Raw genomic sequence first — 26,499 nt, 5'->3', positions numbered from 1 at the left:
CTGGTGGTCCCTACGAACCGGGTCTAGCGGGTCGAATGCTCAGCGGAAGGAAGTTCCCGACCACCGGTCGCGTAGCCGCCGAAGTGCCTTGCTCCGGGCGGCAATGACCTGAGCCTTCGGGATGTCCAGCGCTGCCGCTATCTCTTCGTCGCTCATGCGCCCGTGAGCGCCAATGCCGTAAGTCATCTCCACCACTGCCCGCTGTTGGGGGCTCACTGAGAACAGCATCCATGCCACGCGGTCACTGGAACGCCCTGTGTCGCTCTCTGAGGGCTCCGCCGGGGTCGTGGTGCCCAGGTCTTCCGGTAGCTCCTCAGAAGGGCTCACAGCGACTCTCACGGCTTTGGCGGTAGCCGGGCTCATGCGCCATGCCAACTCCCCGGAGCACATCAGCCGTTCGGCTTCGTCGGCATCGCCCTTCGCGTGCTTGTAGGCAGAGCGCCACAGCTTCGCTTCGTCCAGACTGATCCCCGGGTAGCGCATGGTGCAGTGCGCGTCTTGCATGGCGCCGGTCACGGTCCGGTCAGCGAAGGAGACGTATTGCCCGGCGGAGCCACCAGCAAAGCGGCTCAGGCTCAGCCACAGGGCTTCACGGCCCACCTGTGCAAGGTCTTCCGCGCTGTCCCGGTCAATGCGCTGGGCACGGGACCGGATAAGCCCGTCAAGCGCCCTGAGAATCGCCGTGGTGGCTTCGGGGCTTCCGTCCAGCGCTGCCTTGAGCTGTGTCTCATCAATGCTCATGCGTACAGCGCCTCTTCCATGGCAAGTTCAATCAGGTGGGCTTCCGCTGGGTTCAACTCGCGCCGCCATTCCGGGCCCTGGTAGCTCAGGGCGATTCGCTTAGAGTCAAACCTCTTCGGTGCGCCGGGAGTGGCCGGGCGGATGACCACCTGTGCCCCCAAATCAGCGAGCATTGCGCGCCGCCCCTCTTCGTTCCGCTGTTCCCAGTCCTCAGTAATAGTTTTACCAGTGGAGACCCAGCGGCCTTCCGCGTGTTCGGCTTCTGTCTGTAGTTCCGCCTGCCGCTTTTCCAGCGCGGTTAGCTGTCCGATGACTGCCCGTGCCGCAGATCCGTTGGGGTCGAGTTGTGCAAGGTTCCCCGCCAGCCGCTCAATCTGCTGAGTGATTTCGGAGAGTTGGAGTACGGCGCTACCGTCAGGCTCAGCCCAGCGCATTTGTGCGAAGCTGCCGAAGCGCCTCAGATAGTCGGCTGTCACCAGCTCCTCAACATTGCGGGCAATGACGACGTTGGGTCGGTGAATTCCTCGCTTGCCTACGCCGTTCCGGCATACGTAGGTGCTGTAGTCCTTTCCGCTCACGGCACGGCGCTGCCGGTACATGGGTCCGTCGCATTCGGAGCAACGGGCCACGTGAAGCAACAGGGATTTGCCGCTTCGGTCTACGCCACGCCCCTTGGCCTTGTTGTCGAGAACGGCGCGGACGGCTGACCAGACTTCGGCGCTGAGGATTTCGGGTCCGGCGGATACAGGCTTGCCCTCAGCGTCAAGCACTGGCTGATTGGTGAGCGCGCCCCGTTTGTCACCAGGCGTGGCCTGTACCAGCCACCCGCGAAGCGTTGGCGTATAGAGCACGTCCCGGAGAGTCGTAGAAGACCACTTCGTCCCGCGCATCTTCCGTCCGTCCCGCTGCCGGGCGTGGTCGGCAGGAGAAGGAATCCCGCGCTCATTGAGTTCCCGGGTAAGCCCAGTGATCGAAGCGCCGTGATTGATGAGCTTGTCTGCACAGTCGCGCACGATTGCCGCTGATGTCTCGTCAATGACCCAGCGCTTGTCATTCACGGGGCCTGTGACTTCGTAGCCGTACGGGGCCAGTCCGCCCAGGTGGTTGCCGCGCGCCCGAAAGTGCTTCTTGCTGTCCGTGATACGGGCCTTAATCATGTCCCGCTCGTACTCAGCGAATGCAGCAAGAACGTTGATGATGATGGACGCGTTTTCCGGGCTGACAACCCCATCAGCCGTGACGACAGTGGTGCGCGTGGACTTCGCAGCATCTAGAAGCCGCTGAAATTCCAGAACACTGCGCGCGTACCGGTCCAGCTTTGAGGCAAGCACGTAGTCAGCGCGGGGAAGCCATGACAGGACTTCGCGCATACCGGGCCGGTCTTCAAGTCGGCTGGCTCCGCTGACGTTGGTGTCGGTGGCAATGTGCACCACCTTCCATCCGCGCTGAGCGGCGTAAGCCTTGCAGGCTGCAATTCGGTGGTCTGGGGCTTCCTCAGCGAAGAGGCGTGACAGTCGGTCGTAGATGACGCAAGTGGGTTGGCTCACGGCACGTCCCTGGTGAGTCGAACGCCTTGCAGTGCTAGGCGAGACACCCGGGCGGCTGCGGCACCCTGCACGCGAATGCCGCGGCGGACGTGCCGGCCCGGCTGGAGGCGCTCGGCACGGCTGCCGGGCTCGACCGGGCCGCGCTGCACAGCCAGTTGGCGGCGGCGTTGTCGGTGGTCCTGCATCTCGTGCGCGACCGGTCCGGGCGGCGGCGGATCGCCGAGGTGCATGTGCTGGAGCGGGACCCGTCGGGGCTGGTGCGGACGGTGCCGGCGTTGCGGTGGGGCACGGAGGCGTTCGCGTACGAGCAGGGCTGGGAGCGGCTGCGGGGACTGCTGAGGAACGAGGGGGAGCGATGACGGTGATGGGCGGGACGGCCACGGGCACCGCCGTGATGTGTGCCGGTGCGGCGGCCCTGCTGATGAGCGGGTGGCATTCCGGGGCGCGGCGGGCGCAGCTGCTGCTCGCGGGTGGCGGCGTGGCGGCGAGCGGGCCGCCGGCCTGGCGGGACATGGCCGGGGGGCTGCGGCGGGTTCGCGGGCGGCTGCGGGCCGAGTGGTGGGCCCTGGCCGCCGGGGTGCTGCTGGCGGTGCTGGGCACGTCGGTGCTCCCGGTCGTCGCGGGGGCGGCCGGGGTGCCGTTGCTGCGACGGCTGCGGCTGGCCGCGGAGGCCCGGCGGGCGCTGGAGCACCGCCGGGACGCGGTGATCGCGCTGTGCGGGGCCATCGCCGGGGAGGCGCGGGCCGGGCGGCAGCCGGGCGAGGCGCTGCTGAGCGCGGCGCGGGACTCCGGGGGGCTCGGGGGCGCGCAGGCCGCGGTGCTGGCGGCCGCGCGGTTCGGCGGCGACGTGCCGGCAGCCCTCGCGGCGGCGGCACGGCAACCGGGTGGCGAGGGGCTGTTGGGCCTCGCCGCGTGCTGGCGGGTGGCCGTGGACCAGGGCGCGGGCCTCGCGGCAGGGCTCGACCGGCTCGAAGGGGCGTTGCGGGCCGAGCGGGATCAACGTGCCGATCTGCGAGCCCAGTTGGCGGGACCCCGGTCCACGGCGGCGATGCTCGCGGGGCTGCCGGTTGTGGGTCTCGCCCTCGGTGCCGCGCTCGGGGCCGATCCGCTGCATGTGCTGCTGCACACCGGGGCCGGGCTCGGTTGCCTGTGCGTCGGCGGAGTGCTGGAGGGCCTGGGGCTGTGGTGGGCGATGCGGATCGTCCGGCGGGCGGAGGCGGCATGAGCGCGGACGTTGTCCACAGGCTGGGGGTGACCGTGGGGATTCTGCTCGCTCTCGGGTGGCTGCTGCGCCGGCTGGAGGCGGTACGGCGGGAGCGGAGGGTGGCCCGGCGGCTGGCCGCGCTGGTGGCGGACGCGGAGGAGATGAGCCGCGGGCCGCGCTTCGAGGTCCGGCACACCGCGCGACGTTGGCTGCCCGCGGCGGGGGTGGTGTGCGCCGGGTGGGTTCTGGTCGGCGGCCTCGCCGGCCTCGTCCTGGGGCTGGCCGTCGCGGGCGCTCTGTGGCGGTGGCGCGGCAGACAGGCGGCCACGGGCGGCGCGGAGGCGTACGACCCGGCCGAGGCGGCCCGTCAACTGCCGCTCTCCGCCGACCTGGTGGCCGCCTGCATCGCCGCGGGGGCGGGACCCGTGCCCGCGGCGCGGGCCGTGGGCGAGGCCCTGGGCGGGCCCGTCGGGGACGCGCTGGCGCGGGGTGCGGCCGAGGTTCGGCTCGGCGGTGAACCGGCCGAGGCCTGGCGGAGGTTGGCAGCGCTGCCCGGCGCGGAGGCACTGGCGCGGCTGCTGGAGCGGGCCGACGTGTCGGGGCTCCCCGCCGCCACGCCCGTCGCACGGCTCGCGGCGGACGTCCGCGCCGACTGGGCCCGCACCGCGACGGCACGGGCACGGCGGGCGGCCGTCATGGTCACCGCACCGGTGGGGATGTGCTTCCTGCCCGCGTTCATCGCGGTCGGCGTCCTGCCCGTGGTGATCGGGCTCGCGGGCGGGGTGCTGGGAGGGGGTGGTGGATGACGGGAGCGGAGCGGTCGGCGGCGGACGGCAAGTGATCAACGGGACTGGACCTCACGGGGGTTGAGATGAGCAAGGCGGTACGGGCTCTGGTGCGCAGGGCCGGGGCGGCGCGGAGGGACGCGGGGATGGTCACCTCGGAGTACGCGATGGGGATCGTCGCGGCGGTGGCCTTCGCGGTGGTCCTCTACAAGGTGGTGACGAGCGGTCAGGTCAGCGCGGAGCTGCAGGGCATCGTGAAGCAGGCGCTCGATGGGCACATGTGAGCGGGGACGCGAGAAGGGCGGCGACAGGGGGTTCGTGACGGCGGAGTCGGCCGTCGTGCTGCCCGTGCTGGTGATGTTCACGACGGCACTGGTCTGGGGGCTGCTGGTGGTGGCCGCGCAGATCCAGTGCGTGGACGCGGCGCGGACGGGGGCGCGTGCGGCGGCCCGGCAGGATCCGGCCGCCTCGGTGGTCGAGCTGACCCGCGCGGCGGCCCCGCGTGGAGCGCGGATCACGGTCGGTCGTGAGGGGGACCAGGTCCGTGTGGTCGTGGTGGCGAGGCCACCGGTGCTGCACGGTCTGCCCTTCGACGTACGGGAGGAGGCCGTGGCTCAGGCGGAGGAGACGGTGGGGGTGGGGTCGTGATGCCCGGTCGTCGGAGGCGCCGGTGGGCTTACGAGCGAGACGGTGACCGTGGTTCCGCCACCGTCTGGAGCCTCGGTGCGATCGCCGTGCTGTGCGTGGTGTTCGGTGTCGTGCTCGCCCTCGGGCAGGCCGTCGTGGTCCGGCACCGCGCGGCCGGGGCCGCGGACCTCGCGGCGCTCGCTGCGGCGGACCACTGGGCGGACGGCGGTCCGGCGGCCTGCGCCAGGGCCGGGCGGCAGGCCCGGACCCAGGGCTCCCGGCTGGTGCGGTGCGTGGTCGTGGGCGAGATCTCAGACGTGACGGCGGCGTCGGGACGGGGGCCGTTCACGGCGGAGGTCAGGGCACGGGCGGGGCCTGCGGGGCCGGTGCCGCAGGCGTCGCCCCCGTGACAGGCTCCGGGCCGGCCATCTCCTTCGGCGTGTCCGCCGGGGGCTCTGTCGCGGCTTGGTCCTGCGGCGCCTCTGCCGCGGGCTCTGCTCCGGCTCGGTCCTCCGGTGCGTCCGGTGCGTCCGGTGCGTCCGGCACGGCATCCGCGTCGGCCGGCTTCTCCTCCGGGGCTTCTCGCAGCAGCACCGTCAGCAGCCGTACCGCGCCTCTCTTGTGCAGCGGGTCGTTGCCGTTGCCGCACTTGGGGGACTGGATGCAGGACGGGCAGCCGGCCTCGCACTCGCAGGAGGCGATGGCCTGGCGGGTGGCGGTGAGCCAGGCGCGGGCGGTGTGGAAGGCGCGCTCGGCGAATCCCGCGCCGCCCGGGTGGCCGTCGTAGACGAAGACCGTGGGCAGGAGCGTGTCGGGGTGGAGCGGGACGGAGACGCCGCCGATGTCCCAGCGGTCGCAGGTCGCGAAGAGCGGCAGCATGCCGATGGACGCGTGCTCGGCGGCGTGCAGGGCGCCGCCGAGGATCTCCGGGTTGATCCGGGCCTCGTCGAGCTGGTCCTCGGTGACCGTCCACCACACCGCGCGGGTGCGCAGCGTACGAGGAGGGAGGTCGAGTTTCGTCTCGCCCAGGACTTCGCCGGTGATGAGCCGGCGGCGCAGGAAGGAGACCACCTGGTTGGTGACCTCGACGGAGCCGTAGCAGAGGCGCCCGGAGCCCCAGGGAATCTCGGTGTCCGTCTCCAGGACGGCGATGGACGTCGTGTCGCGGGCGACCGTGGAGTACGACGGGCCGGCCTGCTCGACCAGGGCGACGGAGTCGTCCAGGTCGAGTGAGCGGACCAGGTACGTGCGGCCCTGGTGGAGGTGGACCGCGCCTTCGTGGACGGCCGTGTGGGCGGCGCCCTCGTCGACCGTGCCGAGCAGCCGACCGGTGCCGGACTCGACGACCTGGACCGGCCGGCCGCCTCCGCCGCGGATGTCGGTCAGGTCGGCGGCCCGTTCCCGGCGCGTCCAGTGCCACGCCTTCGTCCGGCGGCGGAGCAGCTTCGCGGCCTCCAGCTGGGGGAGCAGGTCCTCGCAGGCGGGGCCGAAGAGCGCGAAGTCCTCGTCGGTGAGCGGCAGTTCCGCGGCGGCCGCGCACAGGTGCGGGGCGAGGACGTAGGGGTTGTCGGGGTCGAGGACCGTGGACTCCACGGGCTGGTCGAAGAGGGCCTCGGGGTGGTGCACGAGGAAGGTGTCCAGCGGGTCGTCGCGGGCGACCAGGACGGCCAGTGCGCCCTGCCCGGAGCGTCCGGCGCGGCCCGCCTGCTGCCACAGGGAGGCGCGGGTGCCCGGGTAGCCGGCGATCACCACGGCGTCCAGGCCCGAGACGTCGATGCCGAGTTCGAGGGCGGTGGTCGCGGCGAGGCCGAGGAGCTCGCCCGAGTGCAGGGCCTGTTCGAGGGCGCGGCGCTCCTCGGGGAGGTAGCCGCCGCGGTAGGCCGCCACGCGGCGGGCGAGGGAGCGGTCGACCTCGGCCAGGCGTTCCTGGGCGATCACGGCGATCAGCTCGGCGCCGCGCCGGGAGCGTACGAAGGCGACCGAGCGGACGCCCTGCACGGCGAGGTCGGTGAGCAGGTCGGCCGTCTCCGCGGTGGCGGTGCGGCGGACCGGGGCGCCCTTCTCGCCCTGCATCTCGGTGAGCGGGGGCTCCCAGAGGGCGAACACCAGCTCACCGCGCGGGGAGGCGTCGTCGGCCACCTCGACGACCGGGAGGCCCGTCAGGCGGCGGGCGGCCACCGAGGGCTCCGCGGCCGTCGCGGAGGCCAGCAGGAACACGGGAGAGGCGCCGTAGCGGGCGCACAGGCGGCGCAGCCGGCGCAGCACCTGGGCGACATGGGAGCCGAAGACGCCGCGGTAGGTGTGGCACTCGTCGATGACGACGTACTTCAGCGACTTCAGGAAGGAGGACCAGCGGGGGTGGGACGGGAGTATGCCGCGGTGCAGCATGTCCGGGTTGGTGAGGACGTAGTTGGCGTACTGGCGGACCCACTCGCGTTCCTCGAACGGGGTGTCTCCGTCGTACACCGCGGGTCGGACGGCATTTCCCAGAGTTTGTGAAAGTTCCTTCACCGATCGGCACTGATCGGCCGCAAGAGCTTTCGTCGGAGCCAGGTAGAGCGCGGTGGCGCCGCGGCCGTTCGGGGCCTCGGAGCCGTCCAGGAGGGTCGAGAGCACCGGGACCAGGTAGGCGAGGGACTTGCCGGACGCCGTGCCCGTGGCGACGACCACCGAGTCGCCGTCCAGGGCGTGCTCGGCGGCGCGTGCCTGGTGGGCCCAGGGGTGCTGGATGCCGCACGCCTGCACCGCGGCGATGACCTCCGAACGAATCCGGTCAGGCCAGACGGCATGGCGGCCCTCGCGCGGGGGCAAGTGCTCCGTATGAGTGATGCGCGAAGCCCGGCTCGGCCCGGAGGCGAGCCGGCCCAGGACGGTACCCGGATCCGGCCGGGATTCGGGCCCTGCCAGGGATCGATCGGATCGGTGATTCTTGGCCATCGGCACCGAGTGTGTCACCGGCGTGACGGACAATGGGACCAAGGCGTCGTGCACGCCTGCCGTTAAGTGATTGAATGCCATCGCGGCTGGCGAACCGTTCCGGGGGCTGAAGCCGAGATGTCCCAAGGAGCGACCGCTCGATAGCAAGGTGCTGGAGGATCCGTGGACCTGTCCCTGTCGACCCGTACCGTCGGCGATCGTACGGTCGTCGAGGTCGGTGGCGAAATCGACGTATATACCGCGCCCAAGCTGCGCGAGCAGCTGGTCGAGCTGGTGAACGACGGGAGTTTCCACCTCGTCGTCGACATGGAGGGCGTGGACTTCCTCGACTCCACCGGGCTCGGCGTACTGGTCGGCGGACTGAAGCGTGTGCGTGCCCATGAGGGCTCGTTGCGCCTGGTCTGCAACCAGGAGCGCATTTTGAAGATCTTCCGCATCACCGGTCTCACCAAGGTGTTCCCGATTCACACCTCGGTCGAGGAAGCGGTGGCGGCGACCGACTGACCACCACCGCCCCACGGAGCGGGAAAGGACCGCTCCAGGGACGGAAGCAGCTTCATGGGGGTCCGGGCTTTCGGCAGCCCGGTCCCCCGACAGCACGCCCGTAGTTCCGAGGGGGATGCATGGCCACCGTTGAACTCCGCTTCAGCGCGCTGCCCGAGCACGTCAGGACCGCCCGGTTGGTGGCGGCAGCGGTGGCGCGCAGGGCCGGAGTGGACGAGGCCGTCCTCGACGAGGTCAGGCTCGCCGTCGGCGAGGCCTGCACCCGTGCCGTCGGACTGCATCAGAGCGCCGGGATCACGGCGCCGGTGAAGGTGCAGCTGGTCGAGGAGGAGAAGCAGTTCTCCATCGAGGTCGGCGACGAAGCGCCACGCACGGCACCGGGAGACGAGCCCGGTTCCTACGGCGACGACGTGGACACCGAGGAGGACGAGATGGGCCTCGCGGTCATCAGCGGTCTCGTCGACGACGTCGAGGTCACCGCCGGCGAGCACGGCGGGCAGATCCGGATGACCTGGCCGACCACGCCGCCCGTCGCGGTGCTCCCCTGATCACACCCTCGTAGACCGTCCCAGGGCCCTGCTGAGCAGGGCCCTCGCTGTTTTTCGGGTGTTCCCGCGAATTCGTGAAGGAATTCACGATCAATCAGCCGATCATTTGATCAAGCGCCAATCTGAGCGTCAATGCCTTTGAGGCATTACCTCTTTCGGGTTCCGTGGCCTGATGTCGATCATTTGCTGAAGAGCATGTGAAGGCTAATTTCGTTTACCGCGGACTGTTTTGATCAGGTTGCGGTACCTACAATCCGTCCACATCTTGAGCTCAGCCCAAGCGTCAAGGAGGACGAATGGCGGGGCTTTCTACCCCTCATCAGTTGGATCACCCCACTAACCTCGCAGCCGCCGTACTGACGGACGACAACCGGATCATGGTGATGATCATCGGTGTCGTCGCGCTGGCCGCACTCGCGGTCGCCGGCGTCCTGGTACGCCAGGTGCTCGCGGCAGGCGAGGGCACCGACAGCATGAAGAAGATCGCGGCAGCGGTCCAGGAAGGTGCGAACGCCTATCTGGCCCGGCAGCTGCGCACGCTCGGCGTATTCGCCGTCGTCGTGTTCTTCCTGCTCATGCTGTTGCCCGCGGACGACTGGAATCAGCGCGCCGGGCGATCGATCTTCTTTCTGATCGGCGCGGCGTTCTCGGCAACCACCGGCTATATCGGCATGTGGCTCGCCGTGCGCAGTAATGTCCGCGTCGCCGCGGCGGCCCGGGAAGCGACTCCCGCGGAAGGTGAGCCGGAAAAGGATCTCACCGCCGTCTCGCACAAAGCCATGAAGATCGCTTTCCGCACGGGCGGCGTCGTCGGCATGTTCACAGTGGGGCTCGGTCTGCTGGGCGCCTCCTGCGTGGTGCTGGTGTACGCGGCCGACGCGCCGAAAGTGCTCGAAGGCTTCGGCCTCGGTGCCGCTCTGATCGCCATGTTCATGCGTGTCGGCGGCGGCATCTTCACCAAGGCCGCCGACGTCGGCGCCGACCTGGTCGGCAAGGTCGAGCAGGGCATTCCGGAGGACGATCCGCGTAATGCCGCGACCATCGCGGACAACGTGGGCGACAACGTCGGCGACTGCGCGGGCATGGCGGCCGACCTCTTCGAGTCGTATGCCGTGACCCTGGTCGCCGCGCTGATCCTCGGCAAGGTGGCCTTCGGCGACTCGGGACTCGCCTTCCCCCTGCTCGTGCCCGCCATCGGCGTGCTCACGGCGATGATCGGCATCTTCGCCGTGGCGCCGCGCCGCTCGGACCGCAGCGGCATGTCCGCGATCAACCGTGGTTTCTTCATCTCCGCGGTGATCTCGCTCGTGTTCGTGGCCGTGGCGGTCTACGCCTATCTCCCGGCGAAGTACTCGGATCTCGACGGAGTCTCCGACGCCGCGATCCAGGCCAAGGACGGCGACCCGCGCATCCTCGCGCTCGTCGCGGTGGCGATCGGCATCCTGCTGGCCGCCGTCATCCAGCAGCTGACCGGCTACTTCACCGAGACCAACCGCCGTCCCGTCATGGATATCGGCAAGACCTCGCTGACCGGGCCGGCCACCGTCGTCCTCGCCGGTATCTCGGTGGGCCTGGAATCGGCCGTCTACACCGCCCTGCTGATCGGCCTCGGCGTCTACGGGGCGTTCCTGCTCGGCGGCACGTCGATCATGCTCGCGCTGTTCGCGGTGGCGCTGGCCGGTACCGGCCTGCTCACCACGGTCGGCGTGATCGTCGCGATGGACACCTTCGGACCGGTCTCCGACAACGCGCAGGGCATCGCGGAGATGTCCGGTGACGTCGAGGGGGCGGGTGCGCAGGTGCTCACCAACCTGGACGCGGTGGGCAACACCACCAAGGCCATCACCAAGGGCATCGCCATCGCCACCGCCGTCCTGGCGGCGTCGGCGCTCTTCGGGTCCTACCGTGACGCGATCACGACCGGCGCGCAGGACGTCGGCGAGAAGCTCTCCGGGCCCGGCGCGCCGATGAACCTGATGATGGACATCTCGCAGCCGAACAACCTGGTCGGCCTCATCGCCGGCGCGGCGGTCGTCTTCCTCTTCTCGGGGCTGGCGATCAACGCGGTGTCGCGGTCGGCCGGGTCCGTGGTGTACGAGGTGCGGCGGCAGTTCCGTGAGAAGCCCGGGATCATGGACTTCACGGAGACGCCGGAGTACGGCAAGGTCGTCGACATCTGCACCAAGGACGCCCTGCGAGAGCTCACGACGCCGGGTCTGCTGGCGGTCATGGCGCCCATCGCCATCGGGTTCACGCTCGGTGTCGGCGCGCTCGGCTCCTACCTGGCCGGCGCGATCGGCACGGGCACGCTGATGGCGGTGTTCCTCGCCAACTCCGGTGGCGCCTGGGACAACGCCAAGAAGCTCGTGGAGGACGGCCACCACGGCGGCAAGGGCAGTGAGGCCCACGCCGCCACGGTGATCGGCGACACGGTCGGTGACCCCTTCAAGGACACCGCCGGTCCCGCGATCAACCCGCTGCTGAAGGTGATGAACCTGGTGTCGCTGCTCATCGCGCCCGCGATCATCAAGTTCAGCTACGGCGACGACAAGAACCTCGGGGTGCGGATCACGATCGCGATCCTCTCCCTGCTCGTCATCGCCGGGGCGGTCTACGTCTCCAAGCGGCGCGGTATCGCCGTGGGCGACGAGCCCGGCGCCGAACGGGTGGCCAACTCGGCGGATCCCGCGGTGGTTTCGTAGGCGGTCCTACGAGGCCCGGCTCAAGGGGCGGGCGGGAGGCGCGTATTGACGCGTCTCCCGCCCGTCTCGTGTGTTCACGCCCTCATCGTGAGCCTTCTCTCGCCTGGTGCAAAAGGCGTGAAAAGTGAACGTATGGGGCACCCGGCGTGCGGTTGTCGCGTGGGTGGCGTGTATGTTCCGGGGCCGAGAGCCATGGAAGGGACCGATCCGGTGAACAAGAAGCTCGCGGCCGCACTGTCCGGCGGTGCGGTACTGGTACTGGCGCTGTCGGGATGCAGCAGCGACAAGGGCAACGACAAGCTGGACGCCTGGGCCAAGCAGGTCTGCGACGCGGTGCAGCCGCAGGCCAAGAAGATCGAGGCCGCCAACGCCGCGATCCAGAAGCAGACCTCGGACAACAGCACGCCGGAAGAGGTCCGCAAGACCGACGCGCAGGCCTTCCAGGACATGTCCGACGCCTACAAGGCGATCGGCGCCGCCGTGCAGAAGGCCGGCGCACCCGACGTCGACAACGGCGAGAAGAAGCAGACGAACGCGGTCAAGGAGCTCGACCAGATCTCCGCGTCGTACGCCTCGCTCAAGACGCAGGTCGACAAGCTCGACACCAAGGACCAGGCGAAGTTCGCCGACGGCCTCAAGGACATCGCGACCTCGCTGGACAAGCTCAGCAAGAGCGGCAACGACGCGCTGAAGACCCTCGAGGAGGGCGACGTCGGCAAGGCGATGGCGAAGCAGGAGAGCTGCAAGACCGCGTCCACCTCGGCTCCGGCGACGGCGGGCTGACGCCGGGCAGGAGCTGCAGGCGGCCGCCCGTCCCCGCCACAATGGGGGCGTGAGTACCTCAGGCCTGCCTTCCCTGCCCGCCGTCCCCGCCTCCGGCCGTCCCGATGTCGCAGCCCGGCTGCGGGACGCCCTGCTCTCGGCGTCCTTCACCGCCGACGGGCTGCTCGAGCTGCTCGGCGCCCCCGCGTACGCGGCGCTGGCGCGCAGCGAGACCGTGCCCGCCCTCAGGGCGACCCGCGGGGACACCCCGCTGGAAGTCCTCGTCCGGCTCTTCCTGCTCCAGCAGCCGGTGCCGCACGCGCGCGTGGCGGCCGTCCTGCCCGTCGAGGCGTGCCTGGAGAGCGGGTGGCTGGTGGCGGCCGGGGCGGACGAGGTCGCGGCGACCGTCGACGTACGGCCCTACGGCGGGCCCGACGGCGAGGACTGGTTCATCGTCTCCGACCTCGGGTGCGCCGTCGGCGGCGCCGGAGGCATCGGCAGCCGCGAGGAGGGCGTCGTGCTCGGCGTCGGCGGGGCGTCCACCACCCTGGCGGGCATCACCGTCCGCAGGCCCGTGCCCGCCGCCCTCGACGTCGGCACCGGCTCCGGGATCCAGGCACTGCACGCCGCACGCCACGCCACGCGCGTGACGGCCACCGACCTCAACCCGCGCGCGCTGCACATCACCGCCCTCACCCTGGCCCTGTCCGGCGCCCCCGCGGCCGACCTGCGCGAGGGCTCGCTCTTCGAGCCGGTGCGCGACGACGAGAAGTACGACCTGATCGTCTCGAACCCTCCCTTCGTGATCTCTCCGGGCGCACGGCTGACCTACCGCGACGGCGGGATGGGCGGGGACGATCTGTGCCGCTCGATCGTCCAGGGAGCGGGGGAGCGGCTGAACGAGGGCGGGTTCGCGCAGTTCCTCGCCAACTGGCAGCACGTCGAAGGGGAGGACTGGCAGGACCGGCTCAGGTCGTGGGTGCCGCGCGGGTGCGACGCCTGGATCGTGCAGCGCGAGGTGCAGGACGTCACGCAGTACGCCGAGCTGTGGCTCAGGGACGCCGGTGACCACCGGGGCGACCCGGCCGAGTACCAGGCGCGCTACGACGCATGGCTGGACGAGTTCGAGGCGCGCAAGGTGAGGGCCGTCGGGTTCGGCTGGATCACCCTGCGGCGCACGGGCGCGGCCGTGCCCTCGGTCACCGTGGAGGAGTGGCCGCACTCGGTCGAGCAGCCGCTGGGCGAGACGGTGCGGGCGCACTTCGACCGCCTCGACTACCTGCGGGCGCACGACGACGCGGCCCTGCTGGCGGGGCACTTCAAGCTCGTCGCCGAGGTCGTCCAGGAGCAGGTCGGGCTGCCCGGCGCCGAGGACCCCGAGCACGTGGTGCTGCGGCAGAACCGCGGCATGCGCCGGGCCACCAAGGTGGACACGGTCGGCGCGGGCTTCGCCGGCGTCTGCGACGGCACGCTCACCGCGGGCCGTATCCTGGACGCGATCGCCCAACTGATGGGTGACGACCCGGTGTTGCTGCGCGACCGCACGCCGGCGCAGATCCGGCTGCTGGTGGAGCAGGGGTTCATCGAGCCGGTGTGAGCCCCGAGCCACGGCTGAGGCCGGCCCGTGCGCCTGGTGCCCGTTGATACCCATGTGTCCGCTCTGACGGGATTGGTCCCGAAAAAGCCTCCTGTCAGTGGCGGATGCGAAGCTACCTTCGAGAGACAGGCTCCACGCGTCCTCGGGGGAGGCGCGCTGTCTCGGGGGAGGCACGATGACGGGGGGCACGCCGGAACAGGGCGAAAGCAGGGTGATCCACGGCCGGTACCGGCTGCTGCGGACACTGGGCGCGGGCGGCATGGGCCGCGTCTGGCTCGCCTACGACGACGAGCTGGCCTGCGAAGTCGCGCTGAAGGAGATCGCGCTTCCGGAGATCCCGGTGGACGCGGGCGAGCCCGCCCAGCGCATCGCGCGCGCCCGCAGCGAGGCCCGGCACGCGGCCCGTCTGCGCGGTCACCCGCATGTGGCGACGGTGCACGACGTGGTGGTGCACGAGGGCCTGCCCTGGATCGTCATGGAGTACGTGCCGGACGCGGTCGACCTCCAGGCGGTCGTACGGCGGTCCGGCCCGCTGCCGCCCGCCCAGGTGGCCCGCATCGGGCTCGCCGTACTCGACGCGCTCACCGCGGGACACCGCGTCGGCATCCTCCACAGGGATGTGAAACCGGCCAACATCCTTCTGGCGTCCGACGCTTCGGGCGATCCCTACGCGCGCGTGCTGCTCACCGACTACGGCATCGCTCTTCAGCCCGAGTCCCGCGAACCCCGGCTCACCGCCACGGCCGGCATCCTCGGCACACCCGGCTATCTCGCCCCCGAGCGGGCGCGGGGCGAGCCGCCCACCCCGGCCGCCGACCTGTTCTCGCTGGGAGCCACGCTCTACGCCGCCGTCGAGGGCCGGGGCCCCTTCGACCGGCACGGCGACTACGCCACCCTGACGGCCCTGCTCGGCGAGGAGCCCGCCCCGCCCGTCCGCGCGGGCGAACTGGCGCCGGTGCTCCAGGGGTTACTGGTCAAGGACCCCGTGCGCCGGTCCTCGCCGGAGGTGGTCGCGCGCGGCCTGCAGCGGGTGGTGCAGCTGGCGGCGAGCGCCGGGGCCGGGGGCGCGACGCCGGGCTGGGGCGGGCCTGCGGCAGGGGGTCTCGGCCCCGCGCCGGGGGCGGACGCGTCTGCGTCGCCGCAGGGCTACGGCTTCCCGCCGGCCGGGTTCGGGCCGCCGCCCGAGGGGTTCGGTGCGGCGGCGTCCGCCCAGGGTCACGGCGGGCAGCCCGGGGGGTCCGGGACTCCGCACACGCCCGGTGCGCCACCGACGCCCCACACACCGCACACGCCACAGACGCCGCACACCCCGCCCGGCGGGCCCGACACCCCGGGACTCCATCCCTCCGGTCCGGCCACGCCCGCGGGGATGCCCGGTACGCCGCCGTACAACGCGTGGCGGCAGCCCGGCCCGCAGAACCCCGCCGACCCCGCCAATCCGTACGCGCAGGGCCCCGCCTCGCCCTACGCGCAGCCTCCGGCGCCGTACGCGGGCGGCCCCCCGGGCGGCTACTGGAACGCGAGCGCCCCGACCGCGCCCGGCACCGGCGGTCCGGTGCCTCCGCCCCGCGCACCGGCCCCCCGCAGGAAAACGCTGGCGATCGTCGCCCTGGTCGTGGGCGCCGTCCTCGTCGCCGCCGGAGGCACCTGGGGCGTCATCGCGCTGGCCGGCGGGCACGGCGGCGGGAAGAACAGCGCGGTGGCCAAGAAGAAGCCCGCGGCGAGCACGTCGGCCAAGTCCCCGCCGCCGACCGGGCCCGTGCTGCCGTACGGCACCGTGGTCGGGCTCAGCAAGCCGCTGGAGACCGGGGACTGCGTGAAGGCGGTCTGGTCGGGGACGCCGTTCAAGTCGGTGCCCAACCTCGGCGTGGTCGACTGCAAGGACGACTGGCCGGACGGCCAGGTGGTGGGGGTCGACACGGCCGACGACTACGGCCAGGCCCGCGCGCAGGGCGCGAGGCGCTGCGCGAGCCAGAGCAAGGAGGTCGTCGGCGAGCTGCCGGACGCAGAGGACTATGCCGTCCTGCCGACCAAGGAGGGCTTCGCCGCGGCCGGCAGCGGGACGCCATGTCTCGTACTCGGCCGGCATGCCGCGATAGGCGGCGAGGTGGGCCGATTCCGGGACGAGGGCTCGAATTTGTGGGTCGGTCAGATGAGCGTCGGTGACTGCTGGGACTACAAGGAAGTCAAGGACGGTTACAAGGCGCCGCTCACCGACTGCGCCAATCCCCACACCGAGCAGGTCATCGGGTCCGTTCCGGCCCCCGGCGAAATGACCTACAAGAAGGGCATCGACAACGCGAACAAGCTGTGCGGCAACAAATTCGAGTCGACCTGGGCGCCCGGACCCGAGCGCGTCGTCTACGGCTGGGTGGCCGACCAGATCGACTGGGACCGGGGCTTCACCAAGGCGGTGTGCACGGTCGGCCTGGCCGACAACTCGACGACGACCGGAAAGATACCCGCGCCTGGTGCGGTCTGAGCCCGGCTCCGGCTGTGGCGCTCCGGAGCCACGGTCGCGGTCGGGGGCGGGTCCGCGGGGTGACCGCACAGGTCCGTCGGCGCCCCGTTCACCCCGGGTTCGCCTGTGCGCCGCCCGCGCGTGTCAGTCTCCCGGGACCGGGAGCTCGCGAACGGGAGAAAAGGGGCACGGGCAGCCATGGAGAGCGGACCGGCGATCTTCGCCGGAGTGGTGTTCGCCCTGTTCGGAGGGGCGCTTGTGGTGTGGACCGTGAGCCGGGTGCGGCACGGCGAGCCCGTTGCGCACGGTGTGAGCCCTGTCGCATCGGCGACGCTCGCGAGCGTCGCCTCGGTGATCGCACTCGTTCTCGGCGTCTGGTGCTTCTCCCGGGTCTGAAAGCCGCCCCGGAGCTGCGGCTCCGATAATTGAGAGGTGATCCTCCGGACCGGCTCGAAAAGGCCGGTGGGTACGCCGGGCGGCAGGAATGGCGGAAGTCGGGTTACCGTTCGAGTGGCCGTTGCGGGCTTTTCCCGTTTGACACGGGGGCGGGCTGTACCGTCACACTCCGCAGCGTCACCACGACCCCGACCCCGGGACGAACACCCCCGGGGAGGCCCCAGCGTCGACCGGAGAGAAGAGCGAAGTTGTCCCCGACCAGCGAGACCGCGCACGGCGGCCGCCGACTCGTCATCGTCGAGTCGCCTGCCAAGGCGAAGACGATCAAGGGCTATCTCGGCCCCGGCTACATCGTCGAGGCCAGCGTCGGGCACATCCGTGACCTTCCCAACGGCGCCGCGGAGGTGCCCGAGAAGTACACCGGCGAGGTCCGCCGCCTCGGTGTGGACGTCGAACACGACTTCCAGCCCATCTATGTGGTCAACGCCGACAAGCGCGCCCAGGTCAAGAAGCTCAAGGATCTGCTGAAGGAATCCGACGAACTCTTCCTCGCCACCGATGAGGACCGCGAGGGCGAGGCCATCGCGTGGCACCTCCTGGAGGTGCTGAAGCCCAAGGTCCCGGTCAAGCGCATGGTGTTCCACGAGATCACCAAGGACGCCATCCGGGCCGCCGTCGCCAACCCGCGCGATCTCAACCAGCGCATGGTCGACGCCCAGGAGACCCGCCGCATCCTCGACCGCCTCTACGGCTACGAGGTCTCGCCGGTCCTGTGGAAGAAGGTCATGCCGCGTCTGTCGGCCGGCCGTGTCCAGTCCGTCGCCACCCGTCTCGTGGTGGAGCGGGAGCGCGAGCGCATCGCCTTCCGCTCGGCCGAGTACTGGGACCTGACGGGCACCTTCGCGACCGGCCGCGCGGGCGACTCCTCGGACCCGTCGTCGCTGGTCGCCCGCCTGCAGAGCGTGGACGGCAGGCGTGTGGCGCAGGGCCGCGACTTCGACTCCCTGGGCCAGTTGAAGAGCGCGAACACCCTCCACCTCGACGAGGCGAACGCCCGGGCGCTCGCCGCCGCCCTGGAGAACACCCGGTTCTCGGTGCGGTCGGTCGAGTCGAAGCCGTACCGCCGCTCGCCGTACGCCCCGTTCCGTACGACGACGCTGCAGCAGGAGGCGAGCCGCAAGCTCGGTTTCGGTGCGAAGGCCACCATGCAGGTCGCGCAGAAGCTGTACGAGAACGGCTTCATCACCTACATGCGTACGGACTCCACGACGCTCAGCGACACCGCCGTGAACGCCGCCCGCGCCCAGGTGACCCAGCTCTACGGGGCCGACTACCTGCCGGCGCAGCCGCGGACGTACGCCGGAAAGGTCAAGAACGCGCAGGAGGCGCACGAGGCGATCCGCCCCTCGGGTGATCGGTTCCGCACGCCCGCCGAGACCGGCCTGACCGGCGACCAGTTCAAGCTCTACGAGCTGATCTGGAAGCGCACGGTCGCCTCCCAGATGAAGGACGCGACCGGCAACTCGGTCACGGTGAAGATCGGCGGCGCCGCGGCCGACGGCCGGGACGTCGAGTTCAGCGCGTCCGGCAAGACGATCACCTTCCACGGTTTCCTCAAGGCCTACGTCGAGGGCGCCGACGACCCGAACGCCGAGCTGGACGACCGCGAGCGCAGGCTGCCGCAGGTCGCCGAGGGCGACGCCCTCACGGCCGAGGAGCTCACCGTCGACGGCCACGCGACCAAGCCGCCGGCCCGCTACACCGAGGCCAGCCTGGTCAAGGAGCTCGAGGAGCGCGAGATCGGCCGCCCGTCGACGTACGCGTCGATCATCGGCACGATCCTCGACCGCGGCTACGTCTTCAAGAAGGGCACGGCGCTCGTCCCCTCCTTCCTGTCCTTCGCGGTGGTCAACCTCCTGGAGAAGCACTTCGGGCGGCTCGTCGACTACGACTTCACCGCCAAGATGGAGGACGACCTCGACCGCATCGCCCGCGGCGAGGCGCAGGCCGTGCCGTGGCTGAAGCGGTTCTACTTCGGCGAGACGGTGCCGGGCCACAACGGCACCGCGGCCGAGGCGGGCAACGGCGACGGGGACCACCTCGGCGGCCTCAAGGAGCTGGTGACCGACCTGGGCGCGATCGACGCGCGCGAGGTCTCGACGTTCCCTGTGGGCAACGACATCGTGCTCAGGGTCGGGCGCTACGGCCCCTACATCGAGCGCGGCGAGAAGGACTCCGAGAACCACCAGCGGGCGGACGTGCCCGAGGACCTCGCGCCGGACGAGCTGAGCGTGGAGTTCGCGGAGGAACTGCTCGCCAAGCCGAGCGGTGACTTCGAGCTCGGTGCCGACCCGGAGTCGGGCCACCAGATCATCGCCCGGGACGGCCGTTACGGCCCGTACGTCACCGAGGTGCTCCCCGAGGGCACCCCGAAGACCGGCAAGAACGCCGTCAAGCCGCGTACGGCCTCGCTGTTCAAGTCGATGTCGCTCGACACGGTGACGCTTGCGGACGCGCTCAAGCTGATGTCGCTGCCGCGCGTCGTCGGCACAGACGCCGAGGGCCAGGAGATCACCGCGCAGAACGGCCGCTACGGCCCGTACCTGAAGAAGGGCACGGACTCGCGCTCGCTCACCGCCGAGGACCAGCTCTTCACGATCACCCTCGAAGAGGCGCTGCAGATCTACTCGCAGCCCAAGCAGCGTGGTCGCGCGGCTGCCAAGCCGCCGCTGAAGGAGCTGGGCACCGACCCGGTCAGCGAGAAGCCGGTGGTGGTCAAGGACGGCCGCTTCGGGCCGTACGTCACCGACGGGGAGACCAACGCGACCCTGCGCTCCGGCGACAGCGTCGAGGAGATCACCCCGGAGCGCGGCTTCGAACTCCTCGCGGAGAAGCGGGCGAAGGGGCCGGCCAAGAAGACCGCGAAGAAGGCGGCAGCTAAGAAGGCCCCGGCCAAGAAGGCGACCGCCGCCAAGAAGACCGCCGCGAAGAAGACGACCACGGCCGCGAAGAAGACGACCGCCAAGAAGACCGCCGGCACGAAGACGGCGGCTTCGAAGACGGCGACGGACGACTGAGCCGAGACGCCTTCCTCCACGGAGACTTCGCAAAACGCACGCCCCGATATCGCTTTGGTGTCGGGGCGTGCGCACGTTCGGGCGCGCGCCACGGGCTGTCAGTCGGTCCCGATAGGCTGAACGCATGACGCGAGCCGAGCAGCCAACGGCCCACCAACCGGCCCCCGACGACGCCCTAGCCGCGGACTCCCGCGAGCGCGCCGTCCGCTCCCTGCTGCGCCGACCGCAGTTGCGGCGGCTGTGGAGCGCGCAGCTCGTGGGCGGCATCGGTGACACCCTCGCCCTCCTGGTGCTGGTGCTCCTAGCCCTCCAGGCGGCGATCAGCCAGGGCTCGTTCGGCGGTGGTTATCGCGGCGTGGCGTTCGCAGTGGCGACCGTTTTCGGAGCGCGCATCCTCGCGACGCTGCTGTTCGGAGCCGTGCTCCTCGGGCCGCTGACCTCACTGACCTCGCAGGAGGGCCCGCTCGACCGCCGCTGGACCATGGTCGGCGCCGACGGCCTGCGCGCCGCGGTGCTCATCGTCGCCCCGCTGTGGATCGACTGGACGCCTCAGAACGCACTGGCCTTCCTTCTGGTCAGCACCTTCGTGACCGGAGTCGCCGAGCGCTTCTGGACGGTCTGCCGCGAGAGCGCGGCGCCTGCCCTGCTGCCCGCCCCGCCCCCGGAGGGCGCGACGGTACGGCCGCTGCCGGACCACATGGACGCGCTGCGCCGCCTGTCGCTGCGCACGAGCTTCGTGGCGATCCCCGTCGCGGCCGCGGCCCTGGTCGTCGCGGGACTGCTCAACAACCTGCTGGGCGCCGGGATCGACTGGTTCGAGCAGCACCAGGCGGCGCTCGCCTCGTACGTCGCGGCCGGCCTGTTCGCCGCGTCCCTGTCCGTGGTGACCTACCTGGAGCTGCCCGACACGCGCACGCCCCGCGCGCGTTCCCCGCTGGAGGGGCTGCGCCGCCCGAAGACGGGCACGGGCGTGGACAAGGGCCGTACGGGCGCCATCCCGCTGCTGGTGCTCGCCTGCGCCGCCGTCGCGGGCGCGATCTCCGCGGCCGTCGCGGTCTGCGTGCTGCACGCCAAGGACCTGGGCGGCGGCCCGGTGATGTACGGGCTGCTGGTGTTCGCGCTGACCGGCGGTGTCGTCGTCGGCATCCGCACGGCGCCGTCCCTGCTGCCCGCCCTGTCCCGGCGCCGGCTGCTGGCGCTGGCGATCGCCTTCACGGGCGTCGCGCTGCTGGCCGCCGGGCTCGTCCCGGACGTCACCAGCGTGCTGCTGATCGTCGCGCTCGCCGGCATCGGCGCGGGCGTGGCCGCCAACACCGGGCACACGCTGCTCGACCAGGAGGCCGAGGACTTCCGCCGCGCACGCACGACCGAGCACCTGCACGCGGTCGTCCGCGTATGCGTGGCGCTCGGCGCGGTCATCGCGCCCGTGGTGGCGGCCGGGATCGGCCCGCACCGCCTGGAGAACGGCAAGTTCGTGTTCGCGCACGGCGGCGCCGCGTTCACGCTGATGCTCGTCGGCGCACTGCTGCTGCCGGTCGCCGCGCTGGTCCTGGCCAAGGTCGACGACCGCTCGGGCGTGCCGCTGCGGCAGGACCTGCGGGACGCGCTGCTCGGCGGCGACGACCCGCTGACGGCACCCGCCACGAACGGCTTCTTCATCGCCCTGGAGGGCGGCGACGGAGCGGGCAAGTCCACCCAGGCCGAGGCGCTCGCCGAGTGGATAAGGGGCAAGGGCCACGAGGTCGTCCTGACGCGTGAGCCGGGCGCGACACCGGTCGGCAAGCGGCTGCGCTCGATCCTGCTGGACGTGTCGAGCGCGGGGCTCTCCCACCGCGCGGAGGCGCTGCTGTACGCCGCGGACCGGGCCGAGCACGTGGACACCGTGGTCCGGCCCGCCCTGGAGCGCGGCGCGGTCGTCATCACCGACCGCTACGTCGACTCCTCGGTGGCCTACCAGGGAGCGGGCCGCGACCTGTCCCCCACCGAGATCGCCCGTATCAACCGCTGGGCGACGAACGGCCTCGTACCGCAGCTGACCGTGCTCCTCGACGTGTCGCCGGAGATCGCGCGCGAGCGGTTCACGGAGGCGCCGGACCGGCTGGAGTCGGAGCCGGCCGAGTTCCACGCGCGCGTGCGGTCCGGTTTCCTGACGCTGGCCGCGGCCGACCCCGGGCGGTATCTGGTGGTGGACGCGGGCCAGGAGCCCGAGGCCGTCACCACCGTCGTACGCCACCGTCTCGACCTGATGCTGCCGCTGTCCGAGGCCGAGGTGAAGGCCCAGGAGGAGGCGCGCAAGAAGGCCGAGGAGGAGGCGCGCAGGAAGGCCGAGGAAGAGGCCGCGCGCAAGGCCGAGGAGGAGCGGCTGGAGCGCGAGCGCAAGGAGCAGCTCGAGCGGCTGCGCGCCGAGGAGGAGGAGCGCAAGCGCCGCGAGCTGGAGGAGGCGCAGCGCCGCGAGGCCGAGCGGCAGGCGGAGGAGGCCCGGCTGCGGGCCGAGGAGGCGCGCAAGCGTGCCGAGGAGGAGCAGGCACGGCTCCTCGCGGAGGAGAAGGCACGCGCCGAGCAGGAGGCCCTCCGCGAGGCCGAGGAGGCCCGTCGCCGCAAGCAGGCCGAGGAGGAGGCCCGGCTGCACGCCGAGGCCGAGACGCGGCGCCTGGAGAAGCAGCGCAAGGCCGAGGAGGCGCTGCTGCGGGCCGAGGAGGCCCGGCGGCTCGCCGAGCAGGCCGCTGCCGCCGCGGAGGCGGGACCCCGCCAGCCCGAGGCGCCCGTGGTTCCGCCGGAGGCGACGACGGTGTCCACGCCGGTGGTGACGCCGACGAACGCGTCGGGCGGGCCCGTCGACGAGACGGCGGTGCTGCGGCCGGTGCGCGGGAACAAGCGGGACGGCGGCGCGAGAAGCGGCAGGCGTCCGGCCGCCGAGTCCGAGTCCGAGGTCACGGCGAAGCTGCCGAAGCCGCCCGTCCCCGAGGACGCCGCGGAGGAGACGGCGGCGCTGCCGCCCGTCGTGCCGGGTGCCGCCGACGAGACGGCCGTGCTGCCGCCGGTGACTCCCCGGCCCGAGGAGGAGACGGCCGTGCTGCCGCCCGTGCGGGACGACGACCCCGCGCACCGGGTGCCGCCGGGGTACTTCCGGGACGAGCCGGCTCAGGGCCAGGGCCAGGGCGGTCAGGATCAGGCGCCGCCCGACGGAGGCGAGGACCGTACGCGCGAGATGCCGCAGGTCGGAGCGGAGGGGGAGCCGCGGCGCCGGGCCCGTCCGGACTGGGCCGAGGAGACCCCGCTGGACGATCTGCCGACGCTGGCGGACGAACTGCTCGGCCCGCGGGAGGACGAGCACGACGAGGACCAGGGCCGGGGCAGGCGCGGCCGGGGGCGCCGGGGCTGAGAGCCGGGCCCGCCCTGCTGGTGCGCCCGTTGTCAGTGCCGCCCCGCACAATGGATCTCGCAACGTGACATGTGACGAAGGGGGCGGGGTGACCTCATGACCGTCTGGGACGACCTCGTCGGCCAGGAAAAGGTGGCCGGGCAGCTCGACGCCGCTGCCCGGGACGCCGACGCGCTGGTCACCGCGGCCACCACCGGCACGCCGCCGCCCGAGGCGTCGAAGATGACCCACGCCTGGCTGTTCACCGGGCCGCCGGGAGCGGGGCGGACCCAGACGGCGCGGGCGTTCGCCGCCGCGCTCCAGTGCGTGAGCCCCGACCGCGCGCTCGGCGGGATTCCGGGCTGCGGCTTCTGCGACGGCTGCCACACCGCTCTCGTCGGCACGCACGCGGACGTCACCACCGTCGCCGCCGTCGGCGCGCAGATCCTCGCCGAGGACATGCGCGACACCGTCCGCAAGTCGTACACCTCGCCGGCGAACGGCCGCTGGCAGGTGATCCTCGTCGAGGACGCCGAGCGGCTGAACGAGAAGTCGGCCAACGCCGTCCTGAAGGCGGTGGAGGAGCCCGCCCCGCGCACGGTCTGGCTGCTGTGCGCGCCCTCCGTCGAGGACGTCCTGCCCACCATCCGCTCCCGCTGCCGCCACCTCAATCTGCTGACACCCTCGGTGGACGCCGTCGCCGACATGCTCGTACGGCGCGAAGGCGTCGAACCGGCCGTCGCCGCCGCGGCGGCCCGCGCCACGCAGGGGCACATCGACCGGGCCCGTCGCCTGGCCACCGATCCGGCGGCCCGCGAGCGCCGCGCCACCGTGCTGAAGCTGCCGCTGCGGGTCGAGGAGATCGGAAGCGCGCTCAAGGCCGCCCAGGAGCTCGTCGACGCGGCCGCCGAGGACGCCAAGCAGCTCGCCGAGGAGCGGGACGGCAAGGAGACCGAGGAGCTGAAGGCGGCGCTGGGCGCGGTCCAGGGCGGCCGGCTGCCCCGGGGCACGGCGGGCGTGATGAAGGACCTGGAGGACAAGCAGAAGCGCCGCAGAACCCGCACGCAGCGCGACAGCCTGGACGTCGCCCTGACCGACCTCACCGGCTTCTACCGCGACATCCTCGCCCTTCAGCTCGGTTCCCGCGTGGCCATCGCCAACGCGGACGCCGAGGACACCCTGGAGCGCTTCGCCCGCGGCAGCTCCCCGGAGTCCACCCTCCGCCGTATCGAGGCGATCGCCGCCTGCCGCGACGCCCTCGACCGCAATGTGGCCCCGCTGCTGGCCGTGGAGGCGATGACGATGGCGCTCAGAGCGGGCTGACGGCGCAGGTGGGCAATGTGCGTTGACGTTGTCATTCGTACGAGCCACGGCATGCACGGACAGCATTCGGGCGGCTGCGCAGAGTTACGCTCGCCAGATGTACCTCAGGCGCAGCTCCCGTCCTTGTCGGCCCCGCACCGTCGCCGCCCTTCTCGCGGCCGCCGCGCTGCTCGTCTCCGCCTGCTCCTCCGGCGGCAGCGCGGAAACCGGAACCGGTGACCACGCGGCACAGGCGGCGCTGGCCGCACTGCCGCAGGCGACGCCGTCCGCCCTGACGCCGTACTACGGACAGAAGCTGAGCTGGCGCAGCTGCGGAGTCCCGGGCTTCCAGTGCGCCACGATGAAGGCGCCGCTGGACTACGCCAGGCCGGGCGCCGGCGACGTGCGGCTCGCCGTGGCCCGCAAGAAGGCCACCGGCAAGGGCAAGCCGCTCGGTTCGCTGCTCGTGAACCCGGGCGGGCCGGGCGGCTCGGCGGTCGGGTACCTCCAGCAGTACGCCGGCATCGGCTACCCGGCGAGCGTCCGCTCCCGCTACGACATGGTCGCGGTCGATCCGCGCGGCGTCGCCCGCAGCGAGCCCGTCGAATGCCTCGACGGCCGCCAGATGGACGCGTACACGCAGACGGACAACACGCCCGACGACAGCAAGGAGACGAGTCAACTCGTCGCGGCGGACAAGAAGTTCGCGAACGGCTGCGGGACGCGCTCGGGGAAGCTGCTGCAACACGTCTCCACCGTCGAGGCGGCCCGCGACATGGACATCCTGCGCTCCGCGCTGGGCGACGCGAAGCTGACGTACGTGGGGGCGTCGTACGGGACGTTCCTCGGCGCGACGTACGCCGGGCTCTTCCCGAACCGGGTGGGGCGCATGGTCCTGGACGGCGCGATGGACCCCACCCTGACCTCGCGCCGGATGAACCTGGACCAGACGGCGGGGTTCGAGACCGCGTTCCAGTCCTTCGCGAAGGACTGCGTGCGGCAGTCGGACTGTCCGCTCGGCCACAAGGGCACCTCGCCCGCGCAGGTCGGCAGGAACCTCAGCGCCTTCTTCAAGAAGCTGGACGCGCAGCCCATCCCCGCCGGTGACGCCGACGGCCGCAAGCTCGGCGAGGCGCTCGCCACCACCGGCGTGATCGCGGCCATGTACGACGAGAGCTCGTGGGGGCAGCTCCGTGAGGGGCTGACGTCGGCGATGAAGGAGCACGACGGCGCCGGCCTGCTCGTCCTCTCCGACAGCTACTACGAGCGCGACGCTGGCGGCCGTTACTCGAACCTGATGGCCGCCAACGCCGCCGTGAACTGCCTGGACCTCCCCGGCGCCTTCACCGGTCCCGGCGATGTGCAGAAGGCGCTGCCGGCCTTCGAGAAGGCGTCCCCGGTCTTCGGCGAGGGCCTCGCCTGGGCCTCCCTGAACTGCGCCTACTGGCCGGTGAAGCCGACTGGGGCGCCGCACCGCATCGAGGCGAAGGGCGCCGCCCCGATCGTCGTCGTCGGCACCACCCGCGACCCGGCGACGCCGTACCGCTGGGCCCAGTCCCTGTCCCGCCAGCTCACCTCGGCTCGGCTCCTGACCTACGTCGGCGACGGCCACACCGCCTACGGCCGCGGCAGCAACTGCATCGACTCCGCGATCGACACCTACCTGCTCCGCGGCACCCCTCCCACCAAGGGAAAGCGCTGCTCATAGCGCCACCTGCGGCCCCGCGGCCACCCGGCCCGGGGCCGGTACGGAGCACCCCCCGAAACTGTGTAGACTTACCGACGTTGCTGATCGCACCATAGTGCGGACAGCGCGCCGCCTTAGCTCAGATGGCCAGAGCAACGCACTCGTAATGCGTAGGTCTCGGGTTCGAATCCCGAAGGCGGCTCCACCAAAACCCCCGGTCGGATCTTCGCGACCGGGGGTTTCGCGTGCCGTCGTGCTCGG

General features: G+C 71.6%; 19 protein-coding genes, 1 tRNA gene and 1 pseudogene. 18 read left to right on the top strand and 3 right to left on the bottom strand.

Going from position 1 to position 26,499, the window contains the following annotated elements:
- Positions 1-39 precede the first annotated feature (39 nt).
- Both ACGFYN_RS20555 and ACGFYN_RS20550 read right to left on the bottom strand, forming a co-directional pair.
- Complete coding sequence (locus ACGFYN_RS20555) at positions 40-741, bottom strand: RNA polymerase sigma factor (protein WP_393867250.1); 702 nt, start codon at positions 739-741, stop codon at positions 40-42.
- A complete protein-coding gene (locus ACGFYN_RS20550) occupies positions 738-2,288 on the bottom strand; it encodes a recombinase family protein (RefSeq protein ID WP_393867249.1) in 1,551 nt (516 codons plus the stop codon). The genes ACGFYN_RS20555 and ACGFYN_RS20550 overlap by 4 nt, the downstream gene beginning before the upstream one ends.
- Before the next feature lie 44 nt (positions 2,289-2,332).
- Between ACGFYN_RS20550 and ACGFYN_RS20545 the strand changes: the two are divergent.
- From ACGFYN_RS20545 to ACGFYN_RS20520, 6 genes and pseudogenes are all read left to right on the top strand, one after another.
- Positions 2,333-2,647 (top strand): annotated as a pseudogene (locus ACGFYN_RS20545) (ATPase, T2SS/T4P/T4SS family); the annotation flags it as partial.
- Positions 2,644-3,513 (top strand): type II secretion system F family protein, encoded by an 870-nt coding sequence (locus ACGFYN_RS20540; protein WP_393867248.1) that lies wholly within the window; start codon positions 2,644-2,646, stop codon positions 3,511-3,513. The pseudogene ACGFYN_RS20545 and the gene ACGFYN_RS20540, both read left to right, overlap by 4 nt.
- On the top strand, positions 3,510-4,298 hold the full coding sequence (locus tag ACGFYN_RS20535) for a type II secretion system F family protein (protein ID WP_393867247.1): 789 nt from the start codon (positions 3,510-3,512) through the stop codon (positions 4,296-4,298). Before ACGFYN_RS20540 ends, ACGFYN_RS20535 begins: the two co-directional genes overlap by 4 nt.
- A 65-nt stretch (positions 4,299-4,363) precedes the next feature.
- Positions 4,364-4,561 (top strand): DUF4244 domain-containing protein, encoded by a 198-nt coding sequence (locus ACGFYN_RS20530; protein WP_393867246.1) that lies wholly within the window; start codon positions 4,364-4,366, stop codon positions 4,559-4,561.
- Positions 4,548-4,925: a TadE family type IV pilus minor pilin gene (locus tag ACGFYN_RS20525; RefSeq protein WP_393867245.1), complete on the top strand. Its 378-nt coding sequence runs from the start codon at positions 4,548-4,550 to the stop codon at positions 4,923-4,925. The genes ACGFYN_RS20530 and ACGFYN_RS20525 overlap by 14 nt, the downstream gene beginning before the upstream one ends.
- Entirely contained in the window at positions 4,925-5,314 is a 390-nt protein-coding gene (locus ACGFYN_RS20520; RefSeq protein WP_393867244.1) for an Rv3654c family TadE-like protein, read from the top strand. The genes ACGFYN_RS20525 and ACGFYN_RS20520 overlap by 1 nt, the downstream gene beginning before the upstream one ends.
- Here ACGFYN_RS20520 and ACGFYN_RS20515 read toward each other — a convergent pair.
- Positions 5,262-7,922: a DEAD/DEAH box helicase gene (locus ACGFYN_RS20515; RefSeq protein ID WP_393867243.1), complete on the bottom strand. Its 2,661-nt coding sequence runs from the start codon at positions 7,920-7,922 to the stop codon at positions 5,262-5,264. The two genes, ACGFYN_RS20520 and ACGFYN_RS20515, sit on opposite strands and share 53 nt — an antisense overlap.
- An 81-nt stretch (positions 7,923-8,003) precedes the next feature.
- Between ACGFYN_RS20515 and bldG the strand changes: the two genes are divergently transcribed.
- The 12 genes from bldG (at position 8,004) to ACGFYN_RS20455 (ending at position 26,443) form a co-directional block, all read left to right on the top strand.
- The gene (gene bldG, locus ACGFYN_RS20510) at positions 8,004-8,345 is read left to right on the top strand and encodes an anti-sigma factor antagonist BldG (RefSeq protein WP_003975386.1); all 342 of its coding nucleotides are present in this window, start codon (positions 8,004-8,006) and stop codon (positions 8,343-8,345) included.
- A 119-nt stretch (positions 8,346-8,464) separates the two neighbouring features.
- Positions 8,465-8,893: an ATP-binding protein gene (locus ACGFYN_RS20505; protein WP_393867242.1), complete on the top strand. Its 429-nt coding sequence runs from the start codon at positions 8,465-8,467 to the stop codon at positions 8,891-8,893.
- A gap of 296 nt (positions 8,894-9,189) precedes the next feature.
- Positions 9,190-11,595 carry a sodium-translocating pyrophosphatase gene (locus ACGFYN_RS20500; protein ID WP_393867241.1) on the top strand — a complete coding sequence of 802 codons (2,406 nt, stop codon included), beginning with the start codon at positions 9,190-9,192 and terminating at the stop codon, positions 11,593-11,595.
- 192 nt (positions 11,596-11,787) lie between these two features.
- Positions 11,788-12,378, top strand: a complete 591-nt coding sequence (locus ACGFYN_RS20495; RefSeq protein WP_393867240.1) for a small secreted protein — start codon at positions 11,788-11,790, stop codon at positions 12,376-12,378.
- A gap of 49 nt (positions 12,379-12,427) precedes the next feature.
- Positions 12,428-13,954, top strand: coding sequence for a methyltransferase (locus tag ACGFYN_RS20490; protein WP_393867239.1), 1,527 nt, complete (start codon positions 12,428-12,430; stop codon positions 13,952-13,954).
- Positions 13,955-14,129: 175 nt separating this feature from the next.
- Positions 14,130-16,436, top strand: coding sequence for a protein kinase (locus ACGFYN_RS20485; RefSeq protein ID WP_393867238.1), 2,307 nt, complete (start codon positions 14,130-14,132; stop codon positions 16,434-16,436).
- A 177-nt stretch (positions 16,437-16,613) separates the two neighbouring features.
- On the top strand, positions 16,614-16,811 hold the full coding sequence (locus ACGFYN_RS20480) for a hypothetical protein (RefSeq protein WP_393867237.1): 198 nt from the start codon (positions 16,614-16,616) through the stop codon (positions 16,809-16,811).
- A gap of 248 nt (positions 16,812-17,059) precedes the next feature.
- The gene (topA, locus tag ACGFYN_RS20475; RefSeq protein ID WP_393867236.1) at positions 17,060-19,888 is read left to right on the top strand and encodes a type I DNA topoisomerase; all 2,829 of its coding nucleotides are present in this window, start codon (positions 17,060-17,062) and stop codon (positions 19,886-19,888) included.
- A 124-nt stretch (positions 19,889-20,012) separates the two neighbouring features.
- Positions 20,013-23,270, top strand: coding sequence for a dTMP kinase (gene tmk / locus ACGFYN_RS20470; RefSeq protein WP_393867235.1), 3,258 nt, complete (start codon positions 20,013-20,015; stop codon positions 23,268-23,270).
- Positions 23,271-23,366: 96 nt separating this feature from the next.
- A complete protein-coding gene (locus tag ACGFYN_RS20465; protein ID WP_393867234.1) occupies positions 23,367-24,572 on the top strand; it encodes a DNA polymerase III subunit delta' in 1,206 nt (401 codons plus the stop codon).
- Positions 24,573-24,669: 97 nt separating this feature from the next.
- On the top strand, positions 24,670-26,259 hold the full coding sequence (locus ACGFYN_RS20460) for an alpha/beta hydrolase (RefSeq protein WP_393867233.1): 1,590 nt from the start codon (positions 24,670-24,672) through the stop codon (positions 26,257-26,259).
- A 107-nt stretch (positions 26,260-26,366) separates the two neighbouring features.
- Positions 26,367-26,443, top strand: a tRNA-Thr gene (locus ACGFYN_RS20455).
- Positions 26,444-26,499 lie beyond the last annotated feature (56 nt).

It is taken from the genome of Streptomyces sp. NPDC048419 (assembly GCF_043200415.1).
Lineage (GTDB): Bacteria > Actinomycetota > Actinomycetes > Streptomycetales > Streptomycetaceae > Streptomyces.
This window is presented reverse-complemented; position numbering and strand designations above follow the sequence as displayed.

Excerpts from the sequence above, each read along its gene's own strand:
- ACGFYN_RS20555 (WP_393867250.1), bottom strand. The coding sequence starts at position 741 with ATGAGCATTGATGAGACACAGCTCAAGGCAGCGCTGGACGGAAGCCCC.
- ACGFYN_RS20540 (WP_393867248.1), top strand. The coding sequence starts at position 2,644 with ATGACGGTGATGGGCGGGACGGCCACGGGCACCGCCGTGATGTGTGCC.
- ACGFYN_RS20535 (WP_393867247.1), top strand. The coding sequence starts at position 3,510 with ATGAGCGCGGACGTTGTCCACAGGCTGGGGGTGACCGTGGGGATTCTG.
- ACGFYN_RS20530 (WP_393867246.1), top strand. The coding sequence starts at position 4,364 with ATGAGCAAGGCGGTACGGGCTCTGGTGCGCAGGGCCGGGGCGGCGCGG.
- ACGFYN_RS20525 (WP_393867245.1), top strand. The coding sequence starts at position 4,548 with ATGGGCACATGTGAGCGGGGACGCGAGAAGGGCGGCGACAGGGGGTTC.
- ACGFYN_RS20520 (WP_393867244.1), top strand. The coding sequence starts at position 4,925 with ATGCCCGGTCGTCGGAGGCGCCGGTGGGCTTACGAGCGAGACGGTGAC.
- ACGFYN_RS20515 (WP_393867243.1), bottom strand. The coding sequence starts at position 7,922 with ATGGCATTCAATCACTTAACGGCAGGCGTGCACGACGCCTTGGTCCCA.
- ACGFYN_RS20505 (WP_393867242.1), top strand. The coding sequence starts at position 8,465 with ATGGCCACCGTTGAACTCCGCTTCAGCGCGCTGCCCGAGCACGTCAGG.
- ACGFYN_RS20500 (WP_393867241.1), top strand. The coding sequence starts at position 9,190 with ATGGCGGGGCTTTCTACCCCTCATCAGTTGGATCACCCCACTAACCTC.
- ACGFYN_RS20495 (WP_393867240.1), top strand. The coding sequence starts at position 11,788 with ATGGAAGGGACCGATCCGGTGAACAAGAAGCTCGCGGCCGCACTGTCC.
- ACGFYN_RS20485 (WP_393867238.1), top strand. The coding sequence starts at position 14,130 with ATGACGGGGGGCACGCCGGAACAGGGCGAAAGCAGGGTGATCCACGGC.
- ACGFYN_RS20480 (WP_393867237.1), top strand. The coding sequence starts at position 16,614 with ATGGAGAGCGGACCGGCGATCTTCGCCGGAGTGGTGTTCGCCCTGTTC.
- tmk (WP_393867235.1), top strand. The coding sequence starts at position 20,013 with ATGACGCGAGCCGAGCAGCCAACGGCCCACCAACCGGCCCCCGACGAC.
- ACGFYN_RS20465 (WP_393867234.1), top strand. The coding sequence starts at position 23,367 with ATGACCGTCTGGGACGACCTCGTCGGCCAGGAAAAGGTGGCCGGGCAG.
- ACGFYN_RS20460 (WP_393867233.1), top strand. The coding sequence starts at position 24,670 with ATGTACCTCAGGCGCAGCTCCCGTCCTTGTCGGCCCCGCACCGTCGCC.